The sequence below is a fragment of the Bradyrhizobium sp. genome (assembly GCF_016462955.1).
Classification (GTDB): Bacteria; Pseudomonadota; Alphaproteobacteria; order Rhizobiales; family Xanthobacteraceae; genus Bradyrhizobium.
Genome location: NZ_JAEMSD010000462.1, coordinates 1 through 5,409 on the forward strand (window position 1 = coordinate 1; position 5,409 = coordinate 5,409).

Annotated in this window: 6 protein-coding genes and 1 pseudogene; all 7 read right to left on the reverse strand. The window is 64.2% G+C overall.

The annotated features are described in order from the left end of the window. Nucleotides 1–343 (reverse strand): annotated as a pseudogene (locus JHD07_RS31660) (phosphoserine aminotransferase); the annotation flags it as partial. A gap of 79 nt (nucleotides 344–422) precedes the next feature. After that, entirely contained in the window at nucleotides 423–614 is a 192-nt protein-coding gene (locus JHD07_RS31665; protein WP_291629300.1) for a hypothetical protein, read from the reverse strand. Nucleotides 615–787: 173 nt separating this feature from the next. After that, nucleotides 788–1,252, reverse strand: a complete 465-nt coding sequence (locus JHD07_RS31670; protein ID WP_291629301.1) for a GNAT family N-acetyltransferase — start codon at nucleotides 1,250–1,252, stop codon at nucleotides 788–790. 18 nt (nucleotides 1,253–1,270) lie between these two features. Continuing rightward, the gene (locus JHD07_RS31675) at nucleotides 1,271–1,861 is read right to left on the reverse strand and encodes a glutathione S-transferase family protein (protein ID WP_291629304.1); all 591 of its coding nucleotides are present in this window, start codon (nucleotides 1,859–1,861) and stop codon (nucleotides 1,271–1,273) included. Nucleotides 1,862–1,933: 72 nt separating this feature from the next. Then, nucleotides 1,934–2,821, reverse strand: a complete 888-nt coding sequence (locus JHD07_RS31680; RefSeq protein ID WP_291629306.1) for an outer membrane beta-barrel protein — start codon at nucleotides 2,819–2,821, stop codon at nucleotides 1,934–1,936. A 167-nt stretch (nucleotides 2,822–2,988) separates the two neighbouring features. Further along, nucleotides 2,989–3,825 carry an outer membrane beta-barrel protein gene (locus JHD07_RS31685; protein WP_291629308.1) on the reverse strand — a complete coding sequence of 279 codons (837 nt, stop codon included), beginning with the start codon at nucleotides 3,823–3,825 and terminating at the stop codon, nucleotides 2,989–2,991. A 236-nt stretch (nucleotides 3,826–4,061) separates the two neighbouring features. Next, entirely contained in the window at nucleotides 4,062–5,312 is a 1,251-nt protein-coding gene (locus JHD07_RS31690; protein WP_291629310.1) for an MFS transporter, read from the reverse strand. Between the last annotated feature and the right edge of the window lie 97 nt (nucleotides 5,313–5,409).

Genomic DNA, 5,409 nt, shown 5'->3' on the forward strand with positions numbered 1-5,409 from the left:
TGAGCTTCAATTCCTTGACGATGTCGCTGACCCAGCCTTCGCCGAAGGATTCCCAGGCGAGCGTGGTGACGGGACGCGCACCCAGCAGCGACCACAGCGCCATCTCGACCGCGCCGGTATCGGAGGCCGGCACGATGCCGATGCGGTAGTCGGCGGGGACCTCGAGCACCTCGCGCGTCAGATCGATCGCGAGCTTGAGCTTGGTCTTGCCGATCTTCGCGCGATGCGAGCGGCCGAGAGCTGCGTCCTTGAGATTTTGGGCGTTCCAGCCGGGGCGCTTGGCGCAGGGGCCGGAAGAGAAATGCGGCACGTTCGGCCGCGAAGCGGGCTTCGCTACAGTCATGATCTACCCTTCCAGATAGTAAGCCTCCCGTTGGGGGGAGGTGTCCCGCCGCGGCTGATACGGGAATCGGAAAGGGCCGTCAAGGAAGTTCCGATGCCTCATGGGCCAGTGATGGGGATTCCGGCGCAGTCTCAGGGGATTCGACGACGTCGAGCGCATTCAGCAGGTCCGTGGCATCGCTGATCAATTGCGCCGCCTTGCGGCGGCTACCGACCTTCAAAATGCATTTGTCATTGGCCTGCACGACATAGCCGTTGCCGACCTTGATCATCGAATAGCTTGGCATCGAAATCCCCGAACCAACCGAGCCCGGTGTCAGATGCCCCCGTAGCACCGTTCGTTCCTTCATCAAGGTGAACGACGCAGCGGTAGTTTACCAGCTCTTAACGTGAACGAATGTGAAGCCCGATTTCGCTGACGGCGCAGCAATCAGGCCGCGCTGCTTCAAAAGCGGACAGTCATGCCGACGTGACTCGCGGTGAAGCCGAGCCGCTTGTAGAAGCGCTGCGCATCGACGCGCGTTTGATGCGTGAGCAGTTCGACCAGATTGCAGCCGCGCGCCTTCGCTTCGGTCACCGCCCACTGCACCAGCTGCTCGCCGATGCCGCGGCTGCGGCAATCAGAGGCAACGCGAACGTCCTCGAGCAGGCCGCGCGATCCGCCTTGCGCGCTCAGGCCCGGCAGGATCGCGAGTTGCAGGCAGCCCACCACCCTGCCCGCGCTCTCGGCGACCACAAGCGTGAGATTCGGATCGCGCTCGACCCGCGCGAATGCCTCGTAATAGGAAGCCGGCAACGGATCCTCCACGCGCTCCCGCGCGCGGCCGAGATGATCGTCGGCGAGCATCGCCACGATCGCGGCGACGTCCTCGCGGCGCGCGGGACGAATGGAGACGGCTTCGGCATTCATGTCAGACAACTCCGCACCTCAGCGCGCCGGCGGAAGACCGAGAAACGCCTCGGCTTCGCCGATCCAGCGGCGGACGGAGGCATGGCGGCCGAGATCAAAACCACCCTCATGGGCGACACGCGTATAGGCGAGCAGCGACACGTCGGCGAGCGAAACCGCGTCGCCGGCGAAGAAGCGGCTATCGGAGAGATGCTGCTCCATGCGGTCGAGCGCCGCATAGCCGCGCTTCACTTTTTCAGGATCGAGCTCGGAGGCGTCCTTGCCGAGATAGACGAGGAGGAAGCGGCACACCGCGACATAGGGCTCGTGGCTGTACTGCTCCCAGAACAGCCATTCGTCCATCTTGGCCGCCGCGAAGGCGTCGCGCGGGATGAGCGCGCTGCCGCGGGCGAGATAGCGGATGATGGCGTTGGACTGTGCCAGCGTGCGGCCGTCGTCGAATGCGACGGTCGGCACCTGGCCGGCGCCGTTCATCTTCAGAAATTGCGGCGTGCGCGTTTCGCCCTTGCGGGTGTCGATCTCGATCCATTGATAGGGCACCGCGAGCTTGTCGCAGACCCACTTGACCTTCAGACAGTTTCCGGAATTGCCGTCGCCGTAGATCTTCATCGCTGCCGCCCCATTTGGAGCGACAGAGCATCAGGACGGAGCGAAGCTGTCAACGGCGGCGTGAGCGCCGCGTCAGAACTTGTAACCGACGCCGAGGCGCGCATTGTTCAACGTCACCGACGTGTTCATGACGGGCGAGAACTTGACGTACTCGTATTCCACGCGCGCGAACAGTCCTTCCCAAATGCAGTATTCGAGACCGAGGCCGGCGGTCCAGCCCACCGCGAAGGTATTGGTCCGGTGCTGGCCCTGTGTCCCCGACTGGGCCGGAACGGGTAGCCACGCTCCGAGCGTGGTGTTCTGGTTGCCGAAGACGTCCGTCGTCGTCACATCCGTGCGCAATCTCACGTCGCTCGTCACCGTGCGGTTGACGTCCATCCGCCCGACGGCGGCGCCAAAGAACGCGTAGGGCATGAAGGGGCCACCGTCCCAACCGACGCGGCCACGAAGCGTGATCATGTCCTTGACCCGGGCCGTGGCCGTACCGGTGAGCGACACCGCATAGTTGGTGGTGATGCCGGCCGGCCTTACCTCACCGGCCGGGTTGACGATCACGAGTGCGTTGGAGCCCGTCGAGCCCGTCGAGAGGTTGTCGAAATAGGTATAGCTGCCTTCGAGGCTGAGAATGGCATCGTACCACTGCCAATTGCGTCCGATGAAGCCCCCGAAGTTGACGCCTTGCGTGTTGGCCTTCTGCAGCAGCGACCACGTCGACGTCGGCGCCTGGAGCACGCTATCGCGGAAGATGTAGTTCGTCAGGCCGACCACGCTCTGACCGAAATCGGAGGAATCGGCCGTGTAGCCGGCGGTGCCGCCGACATAGAAGCCGTCCCAATTGTGCCTTGTGCTCGACAGACCCTCGGAGACGCTGCCACGCAGGATCGGCAGATCCGGCATGTCGGCCGCGTTCGCGGCGGACACCGTCCCCAACATCGCCGCTGCCAACACCACCCTACGCATCACCACGCTCCATCGGACCCGAACTGTTGCGATGATCATCGCCTGTTAACCTTAACCAATGGTTGCGCCAGGCACTTTCGTGGCTGCGCGCCATGAAAAATCCGCAAAGCAAAACGGCGCGGGATGATCCCGCGCCGTTAAGAAGTCCTAACCGATCGGTGTGTCGATCAGCCCTTGGTGACCAGCGGCGGCGGCATGTAGGCCGGCGGGCTGTTGAGATCCCAGCGCACGCCGAGCTTGATGTCGTGCGAGGTGATGTCCTTGACCTTGATCGTCGAGGTCCCCGAGATGCTGCCGTCGAACGCGCGGAAGTTGCCGGGGGCGGCATCGCCGAGGTCCATGTAGCTGTAGGCCAGTTCGACCGTGAAGCCGGGATTGACCTTGTAGGCGAGACCGGCGTGAGCGGCCCAGGCGAAGTTCCACTTCCCGTTGGTGTCGAAGTAGGTGACGCTGTTGGACAGCACGCCGCCGGTATAGCGGACGCCGTCGTCGCGGAAGCCGGTCAGCTTGTTGTAGGAGCCACCGACACCGGCGCCGATGAACGGGGTGATGCACCACCAGGTGCCGAGATCGACATAGGCGTTGGCCATGACGACCCACTCCGACTTGCTGCCGGAGTAGTTGTTGACGTTGATGTCGCCGGGTCCGAGCAGGACGGTGTCCGAACCGTGCAAGGTGGCCTTGCCGCGATACTGGCCGGTCACGTCGCCGCGGAACCAGTTGTTGAAGCGATAGCCGACGCCGAGGCCGAACAGCGGCGAGGAGTCGAAGCCGAGGCCGGTCGTCGTGGTCGGGAATGCGGCTGCGGTCGCGCTGTCGATGCGCTTGGCGCTCTGGTTGGTCATGCCGATGTCGCCACGCAGATACCAGCCGCCGAAGTCGGCGGGCGGAGCCGGCGGCGCGTACATGGGAGGGGGCGCCGCGATCGGCATATCGGCGGCGAACGCCATCGAAGAGATCAGGGTCGCCGCGCCCGCGGCAAGGAGAGACTTAACGCTACGCATTGGCTTCGTCCTTATGGCCGGTGAGGCAAATGCAGATGCCCCACGTTCTGGAAACTCACGGGCGGACGATGCCAGCAAATGTTTAAGCGCCACTTAACCCTAATTTTTAAGGTTGATTTTTTCTCACCGTTCACGTGGGCGCGACGCGAGCGCTGCAGAAATGCAGCGCAAAATGAGGCACACCCGCCGCATTCCCTAACGATGTGTGAAGCCGCAAGGCGGCAGGAGAGAATGCGTTAACGCACGTGCCGGGGCAGCTTGGGCAGGAACACAGCAAGCAAGCCAATCGCCGGCAAATAGGCGCAGACCTGGTAGACGAACTCGATCGAGGTGTGGTCGGCGAGCTTGCCCAGCACGGCCGCGCCGAGGCCGCCGATGCCGAACGCGACGCCGAAGAACACGCCGGAGATCATGCCGAAGCGGTGCGGCACGAGCTCCTGCGCGAACACGATGATCGACGACGTCGTGGAGGAGATGATCAGGCCGATGATCACCGACAGCACCGCGCTGGCGTAGAGGCCCGCATAAGGCAGGGCGAGCGTGAACGGCAGCGCGCCGAGGATCGAGATCCAGATCACGATCTTGCGGCCGAAGCGGTCGCCCAGGGGGCCGCCGAGAAACGCACCCACGGCGTTCGCCGCGAGAAAGACGAAGAGATAGATCTGGGCCGCCTGCGTCGACACGCCGAAACGGTCGATCAGGTAGAAGATGTAATAGCTCGACAGGCTCGACACGTAGAGCTGCTTCGAGAACAACAGCGCGACCAGCACGGCGAGCGCCACCGCGACACGGCGCGAGCTCGGCCCTCCCGGCTGGGTGTGGACGGGCGCCGCCCGCTTCGTCGCGATCTGCGGCGCGTACCAGCGCCCGATGCGCCAGAGGATGAGGATCGCGAGGAAGGCGATCGAGGAGAACCAGGCGATGCTGCCCTGCCCGAACGGCACGACGATGAGCGCGGCGAGCACCGGCCCCATCGCGGTGCCGAAACTGCCGCCGAGCTGGAACACCGATTGCGCAAAGCCGTAGCGACCTCCGGAGGCGAGCCGCGCGATGCGCGCCGACTCCGGGTGAAACACCGCCGAGCCCAGGCCGACCAGAGCGGCGGCGACGAGGATGACGAGATATTGATGCGCGGCGCTGAGCAGCAACAGGCCGAAAAAGGTCGAGGCCATGCCGATCGCCAGCGAATAAGGTTGCGCCTTCTTGTCGGTGTAGTGCCCGACCACGGGCTGCAGCAGCGAAGCGGTGAACTGGAACGCCAGCGTGATCATGCCGATCTGGGCGAAGTCGAGCGCGTAGGTGTCCTTCAGGATCGGATACACCGAGGCGATCAGCGACTGCATGGTGTCGTTGAGGAAGTGCGAGACGCTGATGCCTGTGAGCACGACGTAAGCCGGCCCGGCCGCCTTGCCGGCGGCGGGCGTCACGTCGCTGACGACGACGGGCTCGGTCAGCGTTTCCTCTGAGACGAGGACAGGCTTGTTCAAGGCAGCAATCCCGGCGCGGCAGATCGCCGCGACGTGCTGATTACGATGCGAGCGGCAGCGGGACCATCGTCAATCGCAAATGGCTGGGATGCAGGGG